Source organism: Lentzea sp. NPDC055074 (assembly GCF_053608005.1).
The window spans coordinates 1-21,187 of sequence record NZ_JBSGUQ010000005.1 but is presented as its reverse complement, the minus strand read 5'-3'; the positions used below and the strand labels follow the sequence as shown (position 1 = coordinate 21,187).

The 21,187-nt window shown below is 69.4% G+C and carries 12 protein-coding genes; 6 read left to right on the top strand and 6 right to left on the bottom strand.

Annotated elements, in window-relative coordinates:
* Positions 1 to 73: 73 nt before the first annotated feature.
* Both ACWF7A_RS13265 and ACWF7A_RS13260 read right to left on the bottom strand, forming a co-directional pair.
* Positions 74 to 742: a phosphoribosylformylglycinamidine synthase subunit PurQ gene (locus ACWF7A_RS13265; protein WP_452250687.1), complete on the bottom strand. Its 669-nt coding sequence runs from the start codon at positions 740 to 742 to the stop codon at positions 74 to 76.
* Complete coding sequence (locus ACWF7A_RS13260; protein ID WP_452250686.1) at positions 739 to 3,522, bottom strand: AIR synthase-related protein; 2,784 nt, start codon at positions 3,520 to 3,522, stop codon at positions 739 to 741. Before ACWF7A_RS13260 ends, ACWF7A_RS13265 begins: the two co-directional genes overlap by 4 nt.
* Before the next feature lie 234 nt (positions 3,523 to 3,756).
* Here ACWF7A_RS13260 and ACWF7A_RS13255 point away from each other — a divergent pair, with 234 nt between their 5' ends.
* The 4 genes from ACWF7A_RS13255 to ACWF7A_RS13240 all read left to right on the top strand — a co-directional run bounded on the left by ACWF7A_RS13255 (position 3,757) and on the right by ACWF7A_RS13240 (position 6,890).
* Positions 3,757 to 4,680 (top strand): DUF6461 domain-containing protein, encoded by a 924-nt coding sequence (locus ACWF7A_RS13255; RefSeq protein WP_452250685.1) that lies wholly within the window; start codon positions 3,757 to 3,759, stop codon positions 4,678 to 4,680.
* Positions 4,677 to 5,522, top strand: a complete 846-nt coding sequence (locus ACWF7A_RS13250; RefSeq protein ID WP_452250684.1) for an SAM-dependent methyltransferase — start codon at positions 4,677 to 4,679, stop codon at positions 5,520 to 5,522. The genes ACWF7A_RS13255 and ACWF7A_RS13250 overlap by 4 nt, the downstream gene beginning before the upstream one ends.
* Before the next feature lie 226 nt (positions 5,523 to 5,748).
* Positions 5,749 to 6,585, top strand: a complete 837-nt coding sequence (locus ACWF7A_RS13245) for a hypothetical protein (RefSeq protein WP_452250683.1) — start codon at positions 5,749 to 5,751, stop codon at positions 6,583 to 6,585.
* Positions 6,582 to 6,890 (top strand): transcriptional regulator, encoded by a 309-nt coding sequence (locus tag ACWF7A_RS13240; protein ID WP_452250682.1) that lies wholly within the window; start codon positions 6,582 to 6,584, stop codon positions 6,888 to 6,890. The genes ACWF7A_RS13245 and ACWF7A_RS13240 overlap by 4 nt, the downstream gene beginning before the upstream one ends.
* Before the next feature lie 132 nt (positions 6,891 to 7,022).
* Here the strand turns inward: ACWF7A_RS13240 and ACWF7A_RS13235 are convergent, their stop codons facing one another.
* Positions 7,023 to 7,787, bottom strand: a complete 765-nt coding sequence (locus tag ACWF7A_RS13235; protein WP_452250681.1) for a hypothetical protein — start codon at positions 7,785 to 7,787, stop codon at positions 7,023 to 7,025.
* Positions 7,788 to 8,009: 222 nt separating this feature from the next.
* Here ACWF7A_RS13235 and ACWF7A_RS13230 point away from each other — a divergent pair, with 222 nt between their 5' ends.
* The gene (locus ACWF7A_RS13230) at positions 8,010 to 8,423 is read left to right on the top strand and encodes a hypothetical protein (RefSeq protein ID WP_452250680.1); all 414 of its coding nucleotides are present in this window, start codon (positions 8,010 to 8,012) and stop codon (positions 8,421 to 8,423) included.
* A 736-nt stretch (positions 8,424 to 9,159) separates the two neighbouring features.
* On the top strand, positions 9,160 to 9,840 hold the full coding sequence (locus ACWF7A_RS13225; RefSeq protein WP_452250679.1) for a phosphotransferase: 681 nt from the start codon (positions 9,160 to 9,162) through the stop codon (positions 9,838 to 9,840).
* On the opposite strand, the gene ACWF7A_RS13220 is transcribed toward ACWF7A_RS13225, so the two are convergent.
* The 3 genes from ACWF7A_RS13220 to ACWF7A_RS13210 all read right to left on the bottom strand — a co-directional run bounded on the left by ACWF7A_RS13220 (position 9,827) and on the right by ACWF7A_RS13210 (position 20,367).
* A complete protein-coding gene (locus ACWF7A_RS13220; RefSeq protein WP_452250678.1) occupies positions 9,827 to 11,500 on the bottom strand; it encodes a hypothetical protein in 1,674 nt (557 codons plus the stop codon). The two genes, ACWF7A_RS13225 and ACWF7A_RS13220, sit on opposite strands and share 14 nt — an antisense overlap.
* A gap of 43 nt (positions 11,501 to 11,543) precedes the next feature.
* Positions 11,544 to 13,811, bottom strand: coding sequence for a tetratricopeptide repeat protein (locus tag ACWF7A_RS13215; protein ID WP_452250677.1), 2,268 nt, complete (start codon positions 13,809 to 13,811; stop codon positions 11,544 to 11,546).
* Between the two features lie 124 nt (positions 13,812 to 13,935).
* Positions 13,936 to 20,367, bottom strand: coding sequence for a DNRLRE domain-containing protein (locus tag ACWF7A_RS13210; RefSeq protein WP_452250676.1), 6,432 nt, complete (start codon positions 20,365 to 20,367; stop codon positions 13,936 to 13,938).
* Between the last annotated feature and the right edge of the window lie 820 nt (positions 20,368 to 21,187).

Below are 21,187 nucleotides of genomic sequence, written 5' to 3'. Positions count from 1 at the left end.
CGTGATGATCATGGCGCGGCCATGGCGCTGGCCCCCGCGCTCGCGGTAGGGCCAGCACCAGGCCGCTGGAGCACTAGCGAACCGCGCGGACGCCGTTCTCGAAGAACGCCAGCCGGACCTCGCGGTCCATCGCGCGTTCCGGGTGGTCCATCAGACCGAACGCCAGACCGTCGGCGCTCGTGATGCCCGCGACGTCCTCGAACGAGCCGTCCGGGTTCGAGTCCTTCTCGTACCGCAGCGCGACGCGGTAGCCCTCGGTCTCGCTGCCCGGGTCGAACCGGCCTTCCCCGTGCGCGCACGGGAAAGCGAGGGTCTGACCGCCCAGGCCGGTGAGCCACGGGCTGTCGTTGTCGCTGTCGACGACGTGCCGCTGGTTCTCCTCGTTGTGGAACGTGCCGGAGCTGTTGACCTTCAGCCCGACCTTGCCGAAGCAGCCTCCGCGCACGGCGATCTGGAAGCCGTTGCAGATGCCGATCAGCGGACGCGTGCGAGCCGTCTCGAACTGATCCGCGAGATGGCTGCGCAGCAACGCCGACGCGACCGCGCCGCCGCCGAGGTGATCACCGAACGAGAACCCTCCGGGGATGCAGAGGATGTCGGCGTCGTCGAGCCGTTCGGCACCCGAGAGCAGGTCGGCCGCGAACCTCATCCGCGGCTCGGCGCCCACCTCCGCGAACGCTCGGACGGTCTCCTCCTGGCAGTTGGTGCCGGGCAGGTACAGGACGTTGACGGTCGGCTTCATGCGATCCTCGCCGTGAACGAGTTGAGCCAGCCGTCGCGCGCGGCCGGTGCGAACAGGTCGACGCCTTCGAGCACGATGCCGGTGCCCTCCAGCGTTCCTTCGAGCGTGCCGAGCACGACGGGGTCGAGCTCCGCCGGCAGGGCCGCGACGTCCTCGGGGGCGACCTCGACGACGGCGCCGACGCGGTGCTCGGCGAAGAGCGACTCGGTGGTCCCGGACTCGAGCTTCACGCCGATGCCGCTCGCGAGCACGCCCTGGGCGAGCGCGGCCGCGACACCACCGGCGCCGATGCGGGCACCGCTGCGCAGCAGGTGCCTGCTCGCGGCGAGCGCGGTCAGGTAGCTGTCCACATCGGACAGTTCCAGGTCGTCGAGGGCGCCGACCGGCAGGCCGAGCTTGCGCGCGGCGACCGTGCCGACCGGGGACGACGTCCGCAGGCCGATCTGGACCAGCACGTTGCCCGCCGTGGTCCACTGCTCGCGCAGCAGGCCGTCGGTGTGCGGCACCTTGCCCAGGGCGCTCAGGAACACCGCGGGCGGCACGCTGACCAGGCCCTCGTCGGTCTGCACCGAGCCCGCCGACGAGTCCTTGCCCGAGATCAGCGGCACGCCGAAGTGGCGCACCAGCACCGCGAGCTCGTCGACCATGCCGACCAGCCACTCGCGCCAGTGCGGCGAGAGGTGCGGGGTGTAGAAGTTGTCGCACATGCAGATGTCCTTCACCGCGACACCCGCGAGCACCTGGCCCGCGATCGCCGAGACGAACATCTGGCGGGTCGCGGCGACCGGGTCGGCGTCGAACATCCACGGGTTGAACGCGGTGTTGAGCACCGCCGCGGCGGACGACCCGGCGACCGGCGTACCGGCCCAGTAGGCCGTGCGGACCGAGTGCTCGGTGCCGTAGTGCGGGCCGTACCAGGTGTTGCCCTGGACGGTGGAGTCGTACTGCGAGTCGGCGAAGTGCTGCGAGGCCACCTCCGCGTCGGCGACGACCTCCTCCAGCAGCCCGGCGAGCTGCGTGGGCGCGAGCTCGGGCCACTCGACCACGTCCGTGGGACGCGGCGGCGGGCCGACCTCCTGGCGTTCGACCTCGATGTCGAGCAGGTCGTACGCCACGTCGAAGCCCGTCTCGCCCTGGTGCACCGGAGCGGCGTCCGGTGCGGCGGCGATGAGCGCCTCCTCGGTCAGGTCCGGGGCGTGGAACACGTGGTAGCGACCCGTGTCCGCGAACCGGCCGATGACCGTCGAACGCACCATGTGGCGGTCGAGGATCTTCTTCGCCCGCTCCTGGTGCTCCGGCGGCACGGCGAGCAGCATGCGTTCCTGCGACTCGGACAGCAGGATCCGCCACATCGGCAGCGCCGCGGTCTTCAACGGCACCAGCGCGGTGTTGATCCAGACACCGCACGCCTCGCCGATCTCGCCGACGGCGCTGTTCAGGCCCGCGCCACCGACGTCGGTGAGAGCGCTCATGCAGCCCTCTTCGCGGAGCTCGATCAGCGCCTTGCGGAACTTGACCTGCTCCAGCGGCGCGCCGATCTGCACCGCGGTCGTGTCCATCGTGGCGCCCGCGGAACTGGCGGACGCGCCGTGGATGCCCTCGTTGCCGGTCAGACCACCGATCAGCACCACGAAGTCACCGGGCCGCGGCGTGCCGCGCTGCGCCGCCGACACGGGCAGCAACCCGATGCTCCCGCCGAGTGCGAACGGCTTGGCGCGGTAGCTGGGGTGGAACGTCATGCGCGACGACATCATCGGCACGCCGAAGGTGTTGCCGTACTCCTTGATCGCCCGGATCGTCTCGCCGGCGAGCCTGCGCGCGTCCGGCCGGCCCTGGATGGGCGCGGGCGCCTCGGGCTCGCCGACTGCGGTGTACTCGAAGCTGCCGATCGGGTCCGCGGACAGGCCGGTGCCGAGGATGTCCCGCAGCACACCGCCGAGCTTCGTCAACTGTCCGAAGTAGCCGGAGATCGCCGACGGCCCGTTGTGCGTCTCGGCCTTGATGGCGATCGCGTGGCCGTCGTAGAAGTCCCAGACGCCGGCGTTGTCGTGGAACATGCTCAGCACGTTGGGGTTGTCGACGTCCTTGGCCGCCTGGACCAGGCGGCCGAGCAGGCTGCCGAGCGACTTCCACGTGGTGTGCGCGCAGTGGTCGCTCCACCGGGCGTCCAGCGCCTCCAGCAGAACGTCCGTGACGAACTCGTCCTTCAGCGTCACCTGCACGTGCTGGACGTGCTTCATCTGCGCGAGCGTCAGGTTCCGGCCACCCGCGGTGCCCAGCGCGGCGAGCTCGTCGTCACCGAGCCCGCGCAGGTCGAACTGCGCGGCCTTGTCGTAGTGCCCCTGCGGCACGAGGGTGTCGTAGCGAGGCTCCTCGTCGTGCAGCTCCTCGATCGTCGCGTTGAACCGCGTCGAGAGGATCAGGTCCCGCAGCCGCGGCGACGCCGACCGGTAGCTGGTCGCGACCTTGCCGGCCTTGGCCTTCACCCCGAGCAGCCCGCACACCGTGATGATGGAGTCGCTCTCGTTGTCGACCACACCGCGCTTGTAGGCGACCTGCACGGCGCCCGCGGGCAGCGGCTGGTCCAGGGAAACCTCGACGTCGAGCTGGTCACCGAGCACGGCGGCCACCTCGCCCAGCGCGGCGGCGTCGGGCGCGGCCTCGAACTCGACGTAGTAGTCGCGCCACACCTCGAGGTCGTCGAGCTCCCACGATCGGCCGAGCTCACGGATGTCGGGCTCCGCTACCCCCGCGGAGCGAACCGAGAACTTGTGGATCAACAATCCTCCTGGAGCTGAACGGTCGGGAGCAATTGTCCCCGGCAGCGACCGCGCTCGTGGAGGCACCCAGGCATCCGGGCGAGGCCGCACTGCGACACACGCAGCACCCTAGGCGGTGGGCCCTCGCCCGGCCGAATTGGCGGAGGGCGACGCGCGTCACTCGTTCGGCGTCGACAGCCGCGGGCGGAGGCGCTATCAGTTGATCCCGTACGGACAGCGGATCTGGGGGATCACATGCAACAAGAGCACGACCTGTCGTGGATGGACGCCGTCCACAGCGCTCCGCAGTTCCTGGGGGACATCTTCGCGCTCGTGTTCGTGCGCGGTCTCACCCCGCACGAGGCGATGGTGCGCGTCGGCGGCTTGGAGGACACCTCGGCTCAGCGCACACCGGCCGAGATCAGGGAGACGCACGACTACGACCACGGCTACCCGGAGATCGTCGCGGCGTTCGCGCTCGGCGAGTGGGCAGTCCTGGTCCAGCCGACGTCGTACGTGATCGGGTCGATGACCGACGCCCTCTCGCGAGGCACCGAGGCCGTCGCGGTCGTGCGCCACGACTACGCCTCGCCGGGCTTCACCCACGCCGTGGACGGCGAGGTCGTCGCCCACTTCAACCCCGAGTGGCCCGACGAGCGCAGCGGCGACCTCGACCGGCTGCTGCCGCTGATGCGCGAGGCCGGGTTCGGCACCGACCCGGTCGACGACGACGACGAGGACGAGGACTGGGACTCCCGGTACGACGAGCCGATGACCCGCTCGCTGCGGCTCGCCGGCCTGATCACCGGCGTGGTGCCGACGTTCGAGCAGGTCAGCGCCTCCCTGCCGAGCATGCACCTCGACCGGCTGTTCAGCCGCACCAGGCCAGAGCACATCGAGGACGCCCACGCCACGGCCGCCATGCTCGTGGCCGAACTGGACCTGGCCGACACCCCGGGACTCACCGCGGCACTGGCCGCGGACGCCCCCGTCGTCGTCACCCCCGACAGCGACCTGGGCCGACACCTGCGCGAGTGGTCGGAGTTCGCGAGGCGGGCGAGTTGGACGCAGAACCACGAACGCAGCCGCATGACCGACGCCGAACGCACCCGCGGCTACCGCTTCGGCCATCTGCTCCTGGCACTGGCGGCCACGTTCCGATCGGACCTGAGCCGATGACGATCCCTGCCGACGGCCTGAGCCACACCGCCCTTTACACCGCCTGGGTCCGGCACGTCGAGGCCTCACAACCGGACCCGCTCTTCACCGATCCGCTGGCCGGCCACCTGGTCACCGAACTTCGAGGCCACCCCGCGCTGGACGCGTTCATCGCCCAGATGGGTATCACGTCGAGTGGTTTCCCCTCGTACCACGTGGTGCGCACCCGGTACTTCGACGACCGGATCGCCGACGCACTGGACAGCGGCGTCCGCCAGGTCGTGACCCTCGCCGCGGGCGTCGACGGCCGCCCGACGCGCCTGCCGTGCCCTGCCGGCACCCGCTGGTTCGAGCTCGACCTGCCGGGCATGACCGAGTTCAAGACCGCCCTGGTCGCACGCTCCGGCCTGCCCACCTGCGAGCGGATCGGGGTGGCCGCCGACCTCGCCGCGGACTGGACGGCCCCGTTGCGCGCGGCCGGGTTCGACGAGGACCAGCCGGCCGCGTGGCTCGTCGAGGGCGTGCTGATGTACCTCACCCCGGCGCAGGGCGACGCACTGCTGGCCGAGGTGACCGCACTGTCGGCCCCCGGCAGCCACCTGCTCCTCGAACACCTGCAGGTGTCGATGCTCGGCGAGGAGGGCGCGCAGGTGCGCGAGGGGCTGGGCAAGCACGGGGTGGTCTTCACGGCCGCCCGTGACGACATCGGGGACTGGCTCGGTGCCGCCGGGTGGGAGGCGAGCGTCCACGAGGGCGTGGACCCCGCGATCGGCCACGGCCGTTCCGTCGCACCGGTGCCCGCGGCGTGGCTGGCGGCCGCGACCAAGGTCGGGTCTGTTGAGGACGGTCGCGCTTCCACCTGAGGCCGGGGAACCACCGGCGGCGCGATCCCGTGCACGGCCCCGCAGATGGTGTTGTGGGGCCAAGGCGATCGTGCCGCCTGCGAGCACTCGCACCTCGACTCTGGCGCTCACACGCGGCGCCAGTCCCAGGCCTGTCGGCATGGTGGGCCCGTTCGAACCGAGCCGTTGACAAGTCTGGTTTGCGATGCAAACCTAACTGCATCACAGTCACGTTTGGGGGAACAAGATGACAAGTGATCCGGGCGAACTGCTCGACGAACTGGCCGGCCTGCGCAAACGCGCCCGCGACGACCGCCACGGTTACTGGTTCCCGTTGCTGCTCACGGGTTTGCTGACGCTGGTCTCGCTACCGCTCTCGCAGGCCGATCCCGCTCCCACCGACCACCTGGTCGACGGCGGGCCGGGGTGGTGGATGAACCCGTTGGTGCACCTCAGGTTGAAGACCGAGGTGGTGCATCCGCTGGGGCTCGCGGTGTACTGGCTCGTGGCGCTGCTCGTGGTCGTGCTCGCAACCGTGTGGTGGTACCGGTGGCGTGCGCTGCGCGTCGGGGTGGAGACGCCCACGGGCACTTACGTTCAGGTCGCGCTGTTCGGGCTGTTCGCCGTGCTGTTCGGGATTCCGTTGAGCACCAGCGTGATCCTGCACTACACCCTCTTCTACCCCACGGTCCTCCTCGCCGCGATCGTCATGGCGGTGTTGCTGGGGCTGGCGTTCCTCTGCTTCCGCGCGCAGCGGTGGCGAGCCCTGTTCGTTCCCGCAGGACTGGTGCTGGTGTCGGTGGCGCTGTCGTTGTTGCAACTGCCCGATGTCGGCGTCGATCTCGGGATGGCGGGCGGAGCGCAGTTCATGGCGATCGCGCTCGGGTTGGCGACGCTGGCGTGGATCGAACGCAGCGTGTTGTGCACGGTGATCGCGGTGGTGTTCGCCGCCGGCGTGCTGATCGTCAACAATCTGTCCATGGAGAACGATGCTCTGGGCGGCGCCGGCGGCGTCCTGCTGCTCGCCACCACCTTGGTGCTCGGCGGTCTCGGCGCACTGGCGGCAGGCCGGACCTCGTCGTGACGGACCACCCGACAGCGGCACTCGACGACGTCGTCCACCAACGGCACCGGCTGGGCATCCTCACCATCGCGGCGGAGGTGAAGCGGGTGGAGTTCGCGTACCTGAAGTCCACCCTCAGCCTCACGGCGGGCAACCTCTCACGCCACATCACCGTGCTGGAGGAGGCCGGGCTGCTGGTGATCGAGAAGGGCTACGAGGGCAAGCGGCCCAAGACGTGGGTGAGCGTCACAGCGGCCGGCCGCCAGGCGCTCGCCGCCGAGATGGCCGCGTTGCGGGCGCTGCTGGAACGCCACAGCAAGGCGTAGGCGCCTGCTGGACGGACGGGCGGCTCGTGCCGTGAGATCACGGCCCTACCCGCCGCACCACCACGAACCTGCTGACCCACCTCTACCCCGCAGCCCGCCCACACCGACAAGCCTGCCGGCAGTGTGGGCTTGTCAGCTCTTGACCGACGCGATCCACTCGTTCGCGGCCGCGGCGCATCGCTTGAGGGCCGCCCGTTCACTGAAGTAGCTGCTCGCCATGCCGACGCCCGGCACCTTGCCCACCACCGCGTGGTGCGCGTGGCCCTTGGGCCGGTTCTCCAGTTCCTCGCGGATGGCCGCGATCATCTGCCCCTGACGCCACAACAACTTCGCGGCGACCGCGACCTCCAACGTCCTGCCCTTGCGCAGCTCCAAGGCACTCCCGGTGGCGTCCGGCACCAACTGGCCGACCATCTCCTCGTCCCGCACGTCACCTCCGTCACCCGCCGCTGTCGCGGGATCGATGTCCCGGTTGAACAACACGGCCCCCAGCAGCCGCACCTTCGTACCGTCGTCATCGAGGCCGCGCTCAGACGCTATGGCGCACAACAGAAGTCCTTGTCCCGCCGAGCCGAGCAGGTCCTGCAACGGAAACCGCTCACCGATCGCACCCGCGAGCCCGGCGAACGACGTCACCAACGCAGTCAGCCGCCCGACCCTGTTGACCCACCAGTCCGAGCGGTCGTCGACGTCCATCCGCGTCCACTGGTCCGAGCCGGGAAACCTCGTCTGCGCCAGCCTGCCTCTCATCTTGCCGAGCAGGCGACCGTCCGTCGCGCCCTCGCCGACGTCGACCGGTTCGCCCTTCTCCCGCAACTGCTGGATCATCAGCCCGCAGCCCCGGACGAACACTCGGAGGACAGCGGCGACATGCGCGTCGGTAATCGCTTCAGCCATGGTTCGCGACCTCCACCACAGTTTCGAATCTGCCTTCGCTACGTCGCCCGCCCCAACACTCGCGTTACCGAAAAAGCACCAACGAAATAATGGACATGAATATGGACGCGGGGAATCTGAAAACAGGTGGCGAAGCCCCGAACAACCGCAGCGTCCGCCAGACCGAAAGTCCAATCGAAGGCGAATAGTTAACGCTGGGCTTGCTCGTTCGCTCTTGGATGCATGGAACGGTTCATCGCCCTGGCGGGCGTAGTGGTGCCGCATCGCCATGCTGCTGTGGCAGGAGCCCGCGTCACAGAAGCCGTGGACGTCGCCCGCGAAGCCATGACCGGGGCCTACCAGCACTGGAGCACGATCGAACAACCGAGGGCTTGGGCGCGCCGCGTCGCGTCACGGGAATGGGCACGGCGGTGCTTCCAGTCCCACCAGGATCTGGTCGACCAGGTGCCAGAACCCTGCGCGGTCATGAGACTGGACGCCGACGTCGATGCGTGGGAACAACGGCAGAAAGTGCTCGCACTGCTTGAGCTGCTGCATGCCAGGCAACGGCAGATCATGGCGTGGAAACTGGACGGGTACACACCCGCGGAGATCGCTGAAAACAGAGGCGACCCTCCGTCCGCAGCAGTCTGCTGAAAGCGCGTCGAACGCTCGTGGCTCTGCTGGGGAGGCACGGTGAACGAGCAGCTGGACGAGCTCGTGGACGTTGAAGCGAGCCTGAGTTCCATCACCGGCACAGCCCAACCCCGTGCTCGCCCACGTCGCCGAGCTCGACGCACAGCAACGACTCAGCGCGCACCCCATCTGCAGCCCGTTGCGACCGGTGACCTCGGTCCTGGCCATGGTTCGACTGTGCGCGCGCAGGTCGCTGAGGCGGAACAGGTGACGGTCTCGTGGCGGACGTGCCGCTGGACGGCGTGCGGTGGTCGCGCGGCACGCAGTGGCCGCCCGAATGGTCCGACCGAACCGCCAACATGTCGACGGAGGTAGCACTCGGAGTGTTCGAGATCGGCCACGGCAGGCAGACGCGGGTCCGGACACACTGACCGCGAAGTCACGTCGAAAACTTGCCAGCCGTACCCGAAGGACGTAACTTTCCTTGCCGCGTCTGGCTTGGAAAAACTCCAAACAGTACAACGAAGAGCGGACAAGTTCGACGCACCCAGGGCAAAGGGATCCAGTGTCAGAACAACCTGACCGCTCACCCGTCCAAGGACACCGCGGCACCACGTCGGGCGCGTGCCGAAGCAAGTCCGACGCGAAGTTCCAGGAGTGGATGCACCAAAACCTCAGCTACGCCGCAAGACATTTCGGACTCACCGTCACCGGAATCCCTTCCCCCGGCTGGCTGGGCCGATCGATCAGCGCACCCGTGCAACGGACCGACGAGCAGCTGTGGCTGCGAGTGGTGTCCGAGGAAAGACAATGGGTCGAAGACGAGTTCTGGACCGGAAACCTCGAAGCGAACGCCTTCACGAGCCTGTCCAAACCGCGCGTCGTCGACGTCTTCGAGTGGGAGCAAGGACGACACCAGCGCGCGGAGCTCATGACCTTGATGCCGGGTTCGCCCTGCTCCCGCACCGACGTCCTGCACCACGTGGCCGACCTCCCGGACGAGTGGTGGACCGAGCTGCGCAGGACGATCGAGTCGATCGCGACGATGCCGACCAACCGCGTCAACACGGACCAGGCCCTGGTCACCGGCCGGATGCAACAGCAGTTCGGAAACTCGGTGAATCCCGTTGTGCGCGAATGGGAAACGGTCCACGGCGACCTGCACTGGACGAACCTGATGGGCCCGGAGTTCGGTCTGCTGGACTGGGAGACGTGGGGTCGCGGCCCGGCGGGAACGGACGCGGCCACGTTGCTCAGCTACAGCCTCCTCGTACCGCAGACCGCTGAACGAGTGCGCGACACGTTCGCCGACGTCCTGACGACCGACGCCGGCTCACTCGCCCAGTTCTACGTGGCCGCCCGGCTGCAGCACCGCATCGACAGGAGCAACTACCCAGAACTCGCCGTGCCGCTCAGAAAGCACGTCAACAGCTTGTGATGACGCCCCTCTCAACGGAGGCGTGGCGCCGCTGTTGAAGCTCATCGCGTTCAGCGTCCGGAATCGTCATCGACTCGGCGAGCACGGCGGCAAGCGCGTCCACCTGACTGTTGTCGACGTCGGGGTGGAAGAGCCACCGGATGTTCTCGTCGCGCGTGATGAGGTCGATCGCCAAACGTGAACTGCTGTCCGGCGTGGTGGGCGCTCGGACGTACCGCACCTGGTCGATCGGGATGTCCTGGTCGATCGCGGCCTGTTCGAGGAACGTGTTCGTCGTGGCCAGGATGACGCGGCGATCGGTGACGGCGACCAGTGACCTGTCCGCCGTCTTGTCCATCGCCGCCGCCAGCATCCCCATCGCTCCGCCGACGATCGCGGAGATGGGGTTCGCGTCGTCGAGCTGCTCGGGGAAGCCGAGAGCGCGGAGCTCCTCACCGTCCTCGAAGAGCCACCGCAGAATGCGACGGTACGGCTCTGAGTCCAGCGGTCCGCAGATGACGTCGGGGGCTTCGATCGGAGGGACCGGCGGGTGGAGAGCGTCGGCAAGTGGCTCGATCGCCTGCAGAAGCCTGGCGGAGACGTCGCGGGCCGCCTTCACGTCCTTCCGCTTCCCCGGCAACGGCCATCCGTCGGGGTTGCGGACCTCGACCGTGATCCGGAGCTCCCGGACCAGCGCGTCGACGAGGCTCGTCATCTCGGCGAGGGTCGAGTCGAACTCCGCGCGGGTGTCGCGGGCGATGACCTCGGCGTACTGCGCCTCGGCGGCGTCTTCACGGCCGGCGGCTCTCGCCCTCGCGGCGCGCAGCGCGTGATATCCCGTCCACGCGTTGAGCGAGGACAGCAGGGCGCAGACGTCGAAGGCGATGGCCTCGGTGTTGGTCTGCAGGTACTCGCGATGGCTGCGGGCGTCGGCCCGGCCGATCCGCTTGACGTGGTCGCGGACGTTCCCCTGGTAGAGCTCGAGCTGCTTGCGCAGCAGCGCTCCACTGCCCGCGACGTCGTCCCACAACGACGTGGGGACCGACTCGATCTCCCGAGCCTGGTCGACCGCGCGTTCGACGGCGGCGACGAGTCCTGTCAGCTCGGCCCACTGCTCCTTGCGGACGGTGGTCAAGACCTGGTTCGTCACCGCGAGGTTGGCCCTGACGAGGCCGGAGACCTCGCTCAACATCATCTGCAACGCGACCATGGCCAGTGCCGGCCCCACAGAGGCCGCCATCGACGCCTTGCTCACCGTGGTCACGGGATAGAAGCGGGCCTGATGCAGGATGCCGCCGGGACCCATCACCGTTCCGAGGTTCCCGCCGTCCTTGACGGCGAGCGTCGCGCCGCTCTTCAACAGCGCTTGCGCCGTGTCGCCGATCCTGTAGAGCCCCTGCACGCTGGCGAAAGCGTTCCCGAGGTTGCCTGCCACGGTCGCCGCGTTCCCGATCGAGGCGAGGATCGCCGAGATCTGCTTGCGGTCGGCGGCGGGCACGATCCCGAAGTCGATCAGATCGAGCTTCAGGTCCGGCGGTACCTCACCGGCGACGACGGCCACCCCTGGGAGCACCTCCACCAGGACCGTCGCCGGATCGTCCCCGACAGGCGAGTCGGTGCTGTCGGTTCGGTCGTTCTGCTCACGCTCGGCGTCGTCCAAGGATTCCGAAGGGTCCTGCATGCTCAGCAGATCGACACCTTCGCCGCGTTCGTTACGAACGCGGTCAAGCGCGACGCGTTCCCGTGCGGCGCAACAACCCTGCGACCGTCTTCTCCCTGATCGGGTCGCCGTACTGCCCCATCAACGCGAGCGCCTCGGTCAGCACTCCCCGCGCGGCCTCGCCCTGACCAGCGTCCAGCAGCGTCTCCCCCAGGTCCACCAACGTGTTCGCCTCACTCGGCACGTCGGCGATCCGGCGCCACTGCTCTACGCTGCGCCGCAAGCTCGCGATCGCTTCGGCGAGGTTCCCGTCCGTCCGGTGTGCCAGTCCCAGCACGACGAACGCGAACGCCAGGCCGTGAGCGTTGTCGAGCGGTTCGAGGACGGCGATGGCGTCGGCGAGGTAGCGGTGCTGGGTCGCACGGTCACCGGCCAGCGCGTAGAGCTCGGCCAGGTTCACCAACGTCAGGCCGTACGGGCAACTGTTGCCGCCCAGCGCGATGTGCAGAGCGCGGCCACGTTCGCCGAATGCGATCGCCTCGTCGATGGCACCGCTGATGCGGAAGACGTAACAGACGTTGTTGAGCGACCTTGCGGTCATGTCGTCATCACCGTGCTGCTCGAACAACGCGAGACTGTCCTGAGCGTGCTGCTGCGCGGAGCGGTAGTCGCCGTCGCCGCGTTGAGCGAGCTCGGCCTCCGCGACGGCGAGATCGCTCAGCAGACTTCCCCGGGTGAGCAGGTCGCCGGGCTGCCGGAGAGCCGCCTGGCACACCTGGACCCAGTCCGCCCACAGCCCTCGTGTGCGGTAGAACTCGAACATCCCCAAGGCGAGTGACGTGATCGGTTCCGCGGCCACCTCTGTGTCGGCCGCCTGGGTCGTGACCGCGACCAGGTGAGCGCGCTCGCCGTCCAACCACCCGAACGCGTCACCCTCGAACTCCGTTGTGGCAACGGATTTCGGTGCCCTGCTCAGCCGTGGTGAGCCGGGACTGGCGACGATCAGCCCCTTCCAGGCGATCGCGCCGTACAACTCGAGAACGCGGGTCAACGCGGCTGTCCGTGCCGTCACGTCCGCCAGCCCGGCCCCGTACACGCGCAGCAGGTCGTGCAACCGGTAGCGGCCGGGGGTCAGCGCCTCCAGCAGGCAGGCACCGGTCAGCCGTTCGAGCAACCGTTCCGTCGTGTCCTCGTCGCGGTCGAGCAACCTCGCCGCCACCGCGACGGACAGATCCGGGAGATCGGGCCAGGCCAGCAACGGGTACGCCGCCGCAGCGGCCTGGTCCACAGGGTCATCACTGCCGGCCAGCCCGTCGATCGACAGGGCGAAGCACGCGCGCACGCCGGCTTCGTCCTGGTCCAGTTCCTCCAGCCGACGGCCGGCGTCGGCCAGCCGTTCCGCCAGGTACGAGACCGGCCAGGCGGGCCTCGCTGCCAGCCGCGCTCCCGCGAGGCGGAGGGCGAGCGGCAGCCCACCACAAAGCCGCACCACCTCCGCGGCCGCCTCGGGTTCGGCGTCCACCCGCTCGGCTCCCGCCGTCACAGCGAGCAAGGCGATCGCGTCCCGCTCCGTGAACACCTCCACGGTGACCTGCCGAGCCTGACGGACACCGAGCAGCGCACGGCGGCTGGTGATGATCGCGGCGGCACCCGCCGTCCCCGGCAACAGCGGCGCGACCTGATCGGAGTCGGCCGCGTTGTCGAGCAGGAGCAGCACCCTGCGTCCGGCGAGCTCGGTCCGCAGCCTGGCCGCGGCCTCGCCGACGGTGCCGGGCACGTTCTTCCCCGCCACACCGAGCGCGCGCAGGAACCGGCCCAGCGCCTCGATCGGCGGCACCGGCTCGCGCGCGCCGTGTGCCTGGAGGTCGAGGTAGAGCTGGCCGTCCGGGAAGTCCGCCTCGAGGAGGTGGCCGACGTGCACGGCCAGCGAGGTCTTGCCGACCCCGCCCATGCCGGTGATCGAGACCACCGCGGCCGTCGCCGGATCGCGCAGGATCTCCGCGACGACGCCGGCCTGCCCGGTCCTGCCGGTGAAGTCCGCGAGGCCAGCGGGTAGTTGCCGGGGTGTCCAGACGCCGGGTCGACGCGGCACACGTTTGCGCGCGGCCGCCTGCACGAACTCCGATCGCTGCGCTCCTGTCAGTCCGAACACGCTGACCAGCCGGTCCACCGTGACGGCCTGGGGAAACCGGCGGTCCCCGCGTTCCAGCGCGCCCACGGCCTGCACGCTGAGCTGGGCCTGCTCCGCCAGGACCTGCTGGGTCAGCCCGAGCGCGAGCCGGTGGTCGCGCAGGAGCTCACCGAACGTCCTGTCCCCCCGCACCTCGATCACACGACCGAGTCTGCCGGGGATGCCCGCCCGCCGTGGGGCGAACGGGCCAACGTGGTGACCGCGACAACGGGCGAACGGCCTGCCGGCAGTGTTCGCGGCAGGCCGTACCCGGTTGATCAGCGCATTACCTGCAGCGCCAGCGGAAGCCGCAGTTCAGAACCCTCCGGTACTTGTTGTAGTAGCGGTTGTAGACGCGGTAACCCCGCTTGGCGGTGCGCCACCCCCACTTGAGGATCCGCACCTGCATGCGCAAGGACCACTTGTAGGCGTTCAAGATCTTGCCGCCTACCCACTTCACCGCGTCTTCGAGACCGATGCTGCCGACGAAGCAAAGAGCCGCCACCCTCCAGTTCTTGCGGCAGAGCTTCTTGCCCCCGTGCTTCTTCCAGAGTTCCTTGCCCTTCCTCTTGGCCTTGTCCCACCAGCCGTCGTCGCCGCCCTTCCTGCTGCTGCGGTAGTGGCGCTCCTCGGCCTCGCGCCGGCCGTCGGTGTCGAACTTGTTGATCGGGTCGGCGGGATAGGTGTAGGCGGTGGCGTTGCCGCCCTCGACCGGGTCGGCCGAGGTGAACAGGCCGGTCGCCGCGTTGTAGAGGCGGGCGCCCATGAGGATCAGGCCCGCGCCGCTCACCGCGCGCTGGCTGTCGCCGAGCCACCCGTAGTCCAGTTCACCGGTGCGAGCGGAGTTGGACTCGGAGGCGATGCCGTACTCGTCGTACTGGCTCCAGCCCGAGATCGACGTGGCCGCCGCACCCTGCACCGGCAGTTCGACCGTGGTGACGACGTCACCGTGGAGGTTGGCGACCGACAGTTCGGCCTTCCCGTCGTCGTCGACCGTCAGTGCGAGGTCGTCGCCGACGAGCTCCGTGTAGCGGGTCGTGACGTCGTCCCTGGTGACCCAGGTGGGGTTGTCGGAGCTGTCCGCGTAGTGGCGGCGCACGGTGGTCACCGTGCCGTCGGCCGCGGTGGTGGTCTCGATGCCGCGGCGGTCTGCCGCGTCGAGAGCAAGCTCCGTGGTGGCGCCTCCCTGCTTGATCGACTTGGCGAGGTCGTTGTCGTAGTAGGACAACGTGATGTCGCCCTGCTGCGGGCGCGGCGCCTCGGACGCGGGGATGGTCGTCGCCCGGCCCAGCACGTCGTGGACGTACGAGCCCTGGCCACTGGTCACCGGCCGGTCCGCGGCGTCGAACGTCCGGGTCGCGGTGGTGGCCCCCGCGGTCGAGCACGTGCCGTCCGCCGCGGCGGGGGCGGTGCTCTTGGTGGTGCGGTTGCCGTTGCGGTCGAAGCCGTACGACCGCGTCACGCACGCGGGCGCCTCCGCCGGATCGGTGACGTCGACGCCGCTCGTGGCCGCCGTGCGATCGCGGACCTGGGACAACCTGCCGGCCGCGTCGTAGGAGTACGCGCGGTCGTACGGGATCGCGTCGCCCACCTCGTCCTCGGCCGGGCCGGTGAACGCGGCGCCGTCCGGGGTCCACTCGCGGGTGACCCGGCCGGTCACGTCGTTGTCCTGGGACCACGCCAGCCAGCCACCGTCGGCCTCGACCGTGCTGGTGCCGTCCTCGTCGACCGTGGTGATCTGGCCGGTGTAGCGACGACCGGTCTCCTCGCCCACGTGGTCGAGGTCGGTGTGCTGGGTGATGCCGCCGGGCAGTTTCTGCACGACGAGCGAACCCGCGGCGTCGTAGGCACCCGTGGACGACCAGGTGGCACCTGCGGTGGTCACCTCGACCTTGGTGACAAGGCCGCGGTGTTCGCTCTTGCCCGCCGCGTCGGTGCCGTCGTAGGTGTACTTCGTTGTGCCGTTGGAGTCGGCGACGGACGCGACCGCGCCAGAGGCGTCGTAGACCGTGGTGGCCGGCACCTCGTTGGACGCCTGGTAGGTCGTCTGCCTGCCCCACGAGTCGTAGCCCGTGGTCGTCGTGCCCGCGACCGAACCGTCGGCGTTGCGTGCGGTGGCCTTCACCGCGGCCCCGGTGCCGGGGTCGTACTCGGTCTCCTTCCTGGTGTTCGGCGTCGACCCGGCGAGGCCGGTCACCTTCGCCTCCGACCACGCGACCCGCCCGTCGGAGAGGTGGCTCGTGGTCTCCGAGCGGACCACCGAGCCGGAGACCTCCTCGACCAGCGTGGGCGAGAGCAGGTAGCTGAACGACTTCGTGGTGGTCACCGGCGCGGAACCCGCTGCCGGGTAGGTCTTGCAGACCAGGCCCGCCCACTGCGGCTTCTCACCGCACTCGGGGTGCGCCGGGTTGGCCACGACGGTGTGGTGGACCGTCCGCTTGGTGCCCGCGTCAGTACCGTTCGACGACGGCTGGCGCTGCTCGGTCACACGGCCTTCGGCGTCGTACCGGGTCACCGCCACGATGTCGCCCGGGGACTGCGCACCGTCGAGGTCGACGTCGGTGGTCACCGAGGACGGCAGGCTCAACGCCCATCCGTCCGGATCCCCTGCCACGACCGGTGAGTAGGCCGTCAACGAGCGGGAGACGACCTCGACGTCCGTCCCGGCACCGGGGTCGTGCGCGAAGACGGTCTCGCTCGTCGGCAGCCGGTACGGCAGCGTCGTCGCGGGGTTGATCCCGTTGTTCGGCGCGTTCTGGTCGTGCTGGCTCACGGTGTGGGTGCGCAGCCACCGCAGCGACCCGTCCCGCAACGTGGCCTCGCGTGCGGGGCCGTAGACGTCGGTGACCAGGGTGCCCGCCGGGGTCACCACCGTCTCGCCGCTCTTGATGTCCTGGTTGTAGCCGGTCAGCGTGGCGAGCTGGTCCGCGGACGCACCCGCGGGCAGCCGGTCGTCGACGATCAGCCGCAACGCCCGCACGTCGAGGGCACGAACCTCGTTGCCCTGCGCGTTGTAGTCCGAGGCCGTGTACTGCCAGGCGCCCGAGCCGTGCTTCGCGGTGTTGACCGTGTAGCCCTCGTCGTCGGTGTACTGCAGGTCCGCGTGCTCCCAGTCGCCGGCCGAGATGGCGGACGGCGACGTGGAGCCCACCGGGTGGTCGGGCCCGAAGACCGCGAAACCCTTCTGCGGCGCGGAAGCCTGGTTCCACTTGCCGACGAACCCCGCCGAGAGGTCGGGCAGGCCCGCACCGGTGGTGGGCACGTCGTAGACGAACGACGCCAGCGTCGCCGTGCCGCCCTCGGGACGATCGCGCTTCACGTTCGCGAGCTTGACCTCCGGTGAGGTGACGTAGCTGAGCTGGAACGGCACCTGGCCCGCGGGCTTCACCGACGTGAGCCGGTTGGCCGAGTCGTAGCCGTAGGCGGTGCCGAGGTTGCTGCGCGGGTCGGTGGCCGTGGCCAGCCGTCCCGAGCCGTCGTAGGTGTAGGCCGCGACCTTGACGACGTCCATGCCGGCTCCGCCGCCCTTGGCGGGGTTGTAGATGTCGAGCCACGCGGCGACGAGCCGGCCGTTGGCCGAACCCGTTGTGCCGTAGTCGAAGCGCAGCGATCGGCACCCGACAGCGTTGGTGAAGCTGCCCTGGGCGTAGGTGCACGTGACGCCTGGGGCTGCGGGAGCGACGATCCTCGTCACCCGGCCGGTCGTGGCGTCGTAGGTGTAGGTGGTCTTGTTCGCCACGCCCGGCTCGGAGATGCCGGCGGGGCGGAACCTGCCCGCGGTGGTGGCGGTCGGTGCCGTGGTGGCGGTGGTGGCGTAGGTCGTGACCGTGCCCTCGTCATCGGTGTGGGCGATGGTGGTCGCCGCGCCGGTACCCGTGACGGTCAGCTTGCCCGCGTCCTGAGCCGTCTCCTCGTCGGCCGCGACCCAGGTGCCCGCCTCCAGGTTCGCCGTCGTGCGCCGGTTGCCCGAGGGCGAGGCGTAGACGAGGGCGGAACCTTCCCCGTCGATCAGCGCGATCGTGCCGTCGAGCCGGGTGTTGTCCACGACCTGCATGTCGGCGACACCCGCGTCGGCGCCCTCGAACTGTGCGGTCCAGCCGGGGCCGAAGACGCCGTTGACCGCGTCGGTGGCACCGGCGAAGGTGGAGTGCGATCGCGAGATCGTCAGGTCACCGGTGTAGCCGGGCACGGAGATGTCGGTGGCGTCGGTGTGGAACTCACCGGTCCACAACGCCACCTGGCCCGGTCCCGCGTCGGAGGTCGGGAAGCCGTTGCCGAACGCGTGCGGAACCCGCATGACCGTCGCCTTGGACTGCGACCACGTGCACTGCGTGGATCCCGAGTACGCCAGGCACACCTGCACGTCCATCAGCGCGGGCACGCGGTCACCGAGCTTGGTCGGCTGGACGCCTGCGGTGTTCGGGTCGGCGTCGAGCTGGCCGTCCTGGGTCTCCGCGGCGGTGTTCCAGTTGCCGGACACCGTCACGCCCGCGGCCCCGTTGTCGGTGACCGTCAGCGGCGCGCTGGTGGCGGTGTTCCAGCCGGTGGTCTCACCGGTGCCGCCGTAGCCGGACAGGCGCCAGCGCACGGTGGCGGACACAGTGCCGGAAGTGCCCTTGGGCGGACCCGAAGCGGTGATCCGGACGTTGCCCGTGGTGGTCGTGCGGGGGCTGGCCGCCGGACTGGCGAGCGTCGCGGGACCGTAGCCGAACGAGTAGTTCGTGATCGAGGAGAGCAGACCCGCCGGGCTTTCCGCCCGGACGGACACCGAGTGCTGGCCCGCGGTCCTGGGAATCGTGACGGTCGTCTTGCCGTCACCTCCCGCGCTGGACGGCGTGATCTTGATCTGGCCGGCCGCCCCACCGCTGAAGTTCGTCGCGTACGGCTTGCCGTCCACGTTGACCCGCACGTAGCCCGGCGCGCTGTACCCGGTGCCGGTGGCGGTGATGGTGCACGTCACGACCGCCGGGGGCAGCGTGTCGCTCCACGAACCGTTGGCGTACGGGCAGGAGACCGTCGCGGGCGGCGGAGTCGTGGCGGCGATCCGCACGAGCGCCCAGGGCGACCAGGCGGACCGGAGACTGCCGTCGAACGTCCTCGACCGCACCACGATCGCGGTGTTGTCGGGCAGGTCGGCGCTGGGCGTGCAGCCCGCCTGCGTGCCGGACGGGTACGTCGCACTCGTGCAGGTCGCCTTCAACGTGGCGGCCGTACCCGCGGTGGACGTGTGGAACTCGAACTCGTAGCGCACGGTGTTGGCGTCGGCGTCGGTGCCCTTCGTCGCCACCCAGGTGCGCCGGTTCGCCGTGTAGAGGTAGGTGGACGCGCCGGGAGCGGCGTACGCGACGGCGTTGACGATCGTCGGCTGTGCCGGCACCGCCGGTGCGCGGTTGTAGGTGAAGGAGATGAACGGCGGGGTCGCGCTCTCGGTGGAGCGGAACCGCTTCCACGAGTTCGAGTCGGCCTCGTTGGCCGCCATCAGCACCATGCCGCCGGTCGGGTACGACGCCACCGCCCAGGCCTTGACCAGGTTCGTGACGGGCACCGAGGTCCGGCCGGCCGGACAGCCGCTGTCGTGCCCCTTGGCGAACGACGCCGAACCGTACTGGCTGCCGATGGGCGGCTGGGCCGTCCACCGGGTCGCCGTCGTCGCGGTCTGCGCGCTCTTGACCACGATCCCCGAAGCCGTGCAGGAGTAGGACCACGTCTCGTACAGCGACAGGGAGGCGCTGACGATCTGCTTGCCCTTGAACGGCGCGACCGGGAAGTTGAGGAACGACCGCGCCTTCACGCCGCCACCGTTGTAGGTGCCGACCTTGAGCTCCTGCGAGGCGGACTGGTCACTGGTGTAGTCGCTCTGGACCCAGGTGTCGAAGCTCGGCTTGTTCGTCGCCACCGCGTACGTGGGGTCGACCGTGACGGGAAACCTGCGTCCGGCGTCCATGAACCACGCGGGATCCGGTGCCACCACGAGGAAGTCGCCCTCGACGCGCAGGTCCACCTTCGCGCGGTTGACCGGCTCGCCGCTGCGCTCGTTGATCTGGCTGTCCCACATGTACGCGACCGGGATCGACGAGTGCTCCTTCCCCGCGCGGTCCAGGAACTGGATCGAGCCGTCGGGCTGCGGCTTCGCCGTCAACCCCTTGGTGCGCAACGGGACCCGCCACACCGGCGCCTTGGCCGGACGCTGCTTGACCTCGAAGTCGTACTCGAACCCGGAACGGCGCGAGTGCACGACGAAGTCGACGCCGGGCTCGACCTCGGCATAACGGGCCTTGGTGCCGTCCAGTTGTGCCTTGGGCAGCGGCCAAGGCGCGTCCCAGCGCACCTCCCGTTCGGCATCAGGGGACGCCGCCAGCAACAGACCGCCCGCCTTCGCGTTCGGCTTCCCCAGCTTCACCTGCAGCGGGTGCCCGCCGGTGGCCACCGTGCCGTCACGTTCCGCACGCCAGTCGAGCTTGATGTCCTGCCAACCACCCTTGGCGTCACGGAACCGCACCGGAGCACCGTGCTCGTCCGTCGTCATGGTGCCGTCAGGATTCGACCAGGTCGTTGACGTCTCGGTGCGCAGGTCCTCCACCTCGACGCGGGATCCCTGGGCTCTCGCCGACACGGCGGCGGACAGGACGTCCGGTCTGGAATCCACCCTCGGGTTCTGGGCGGTGGACGGTGCCGCCATCGCAGGTTGTGGCGGCAGCACCGCCTCTGCTGAAGTCATCGACAGCGCTACTAGTGCGGTCAGGAGTATTCCTTTGCGCAGCGCTGATAGTCGTGTGGTCACAGGGCCCCCTCGCAGATCGGACAGCACGCGAAATTCTTGCGGTGCAAGGCCGATCGCCCCAGCAACAACCTCTACAGTTCGCCTACACAGTTCTCGGAACTTGTGCCGATCCCCTCGAACGCGTGTGAGCAGCGCGCTTACGTCGTTACGGCTCGAAGGTCGAACCCAGGCTCTGCGATCCCAGACTCTGCGCGCTTTGGCTTCGCCGCTGGACGCTCATGCCGATCCCAGGACCAGCTGCATGTCCTGTGGCATCGTGATGCCAGGGTTTGGACTGGCGCAGCTGGGACAGCAACCTGCGTGAGTTCGCGACAACCCAACTATTGGCTCGCGTTCAGGTTCTGCGGTCTCGCGCCATCGATCGCACTGGCGTAGCTCACACCGGCACGTCACCAGCTCATGCTCTGACGGGACGCGAAGAATCAGATGATCGGTACCGCACAGCTACGAACGCGGCCACCGTGCGCCGAGGTACCGACCGGCCACATCGGACGCAAGAGGTCATGCCCGGCGGGATGCCGTCCGGTACGTGCCCCCACGAACACCGTCCACGCGGCAAAGCACACACATGCGAAAGGGGCAGCGCTCGCCAGGAGCACCACCCCGCCACATCACAACCGACCTCTCACCACGATCAGGTGGCGTAGGGCAACTTGAACCCACGTGCCCGAGAAGCGTCCTCGTACGTGGACATCATCGCCGATACGACGGACTCGATCTCCGCGAGCGGATACTGGGCCTCGTCGAGATCACCTTC

Coding starts and splice junctions, on each gene's coding strand:
- ACWF7A_RS13265 (WP_452250687.1), bottom strand. CDS start 742: ATGAAGCCGACCGTCAACGTCCTGTACCTGCCCGGCACCAACTGCCAG.
- ACWF7A_RS13255 (WP_452250685.1), top strand. CDS start 3,757: ATGCAACAAGAGCACGACCTGTCGTGGATGGACGCCGTCCACAGCGCT.
- ACWF7A_RS13250 (WP_452250684.1), top strand. CDS start 4,677: ATGACGATCCCTGCCGACGGCCTGAGCCACACCGCCCTTTACACCGCC.
- ACWF7A_RS13245 (WP_452250683.1), top strand. CDS start 5,749: ATGACAAGTGATCCGGGCGAACTGCTCGACGAACTGGCCGGCCTGCGC.
- ACWF7A_RS13235 (WP_452250681.1), bottom strand. CDS start 7,787: ATGGCTGAAGCGATTACCGACGCGCATGTCGCCGCTGTCCTCCGAGTG.
- ACWF7A_RS13230 (WP_452250680.1), top strand. CDS start 8,010: ATGGAACGGTTCATCGCCCTGGCGGGCGTAGTGGTGCCGCATCGCCAT.
- ACWF7A_RS13220 (WP_452250678.1), bottom strand. CDS start 11,500: ATGCAGGACCCTTCGGAATCCTTGGACGACGCCGAGCGTGAGCAGAAC.
- ACWF7A_RS13210 (WP_452250676.1), bottom strand. CDS start 20,367: ATGACTTCAGCAGAGGCGGTGCTGCCGCCACAACCTGCGATGGCGGCA.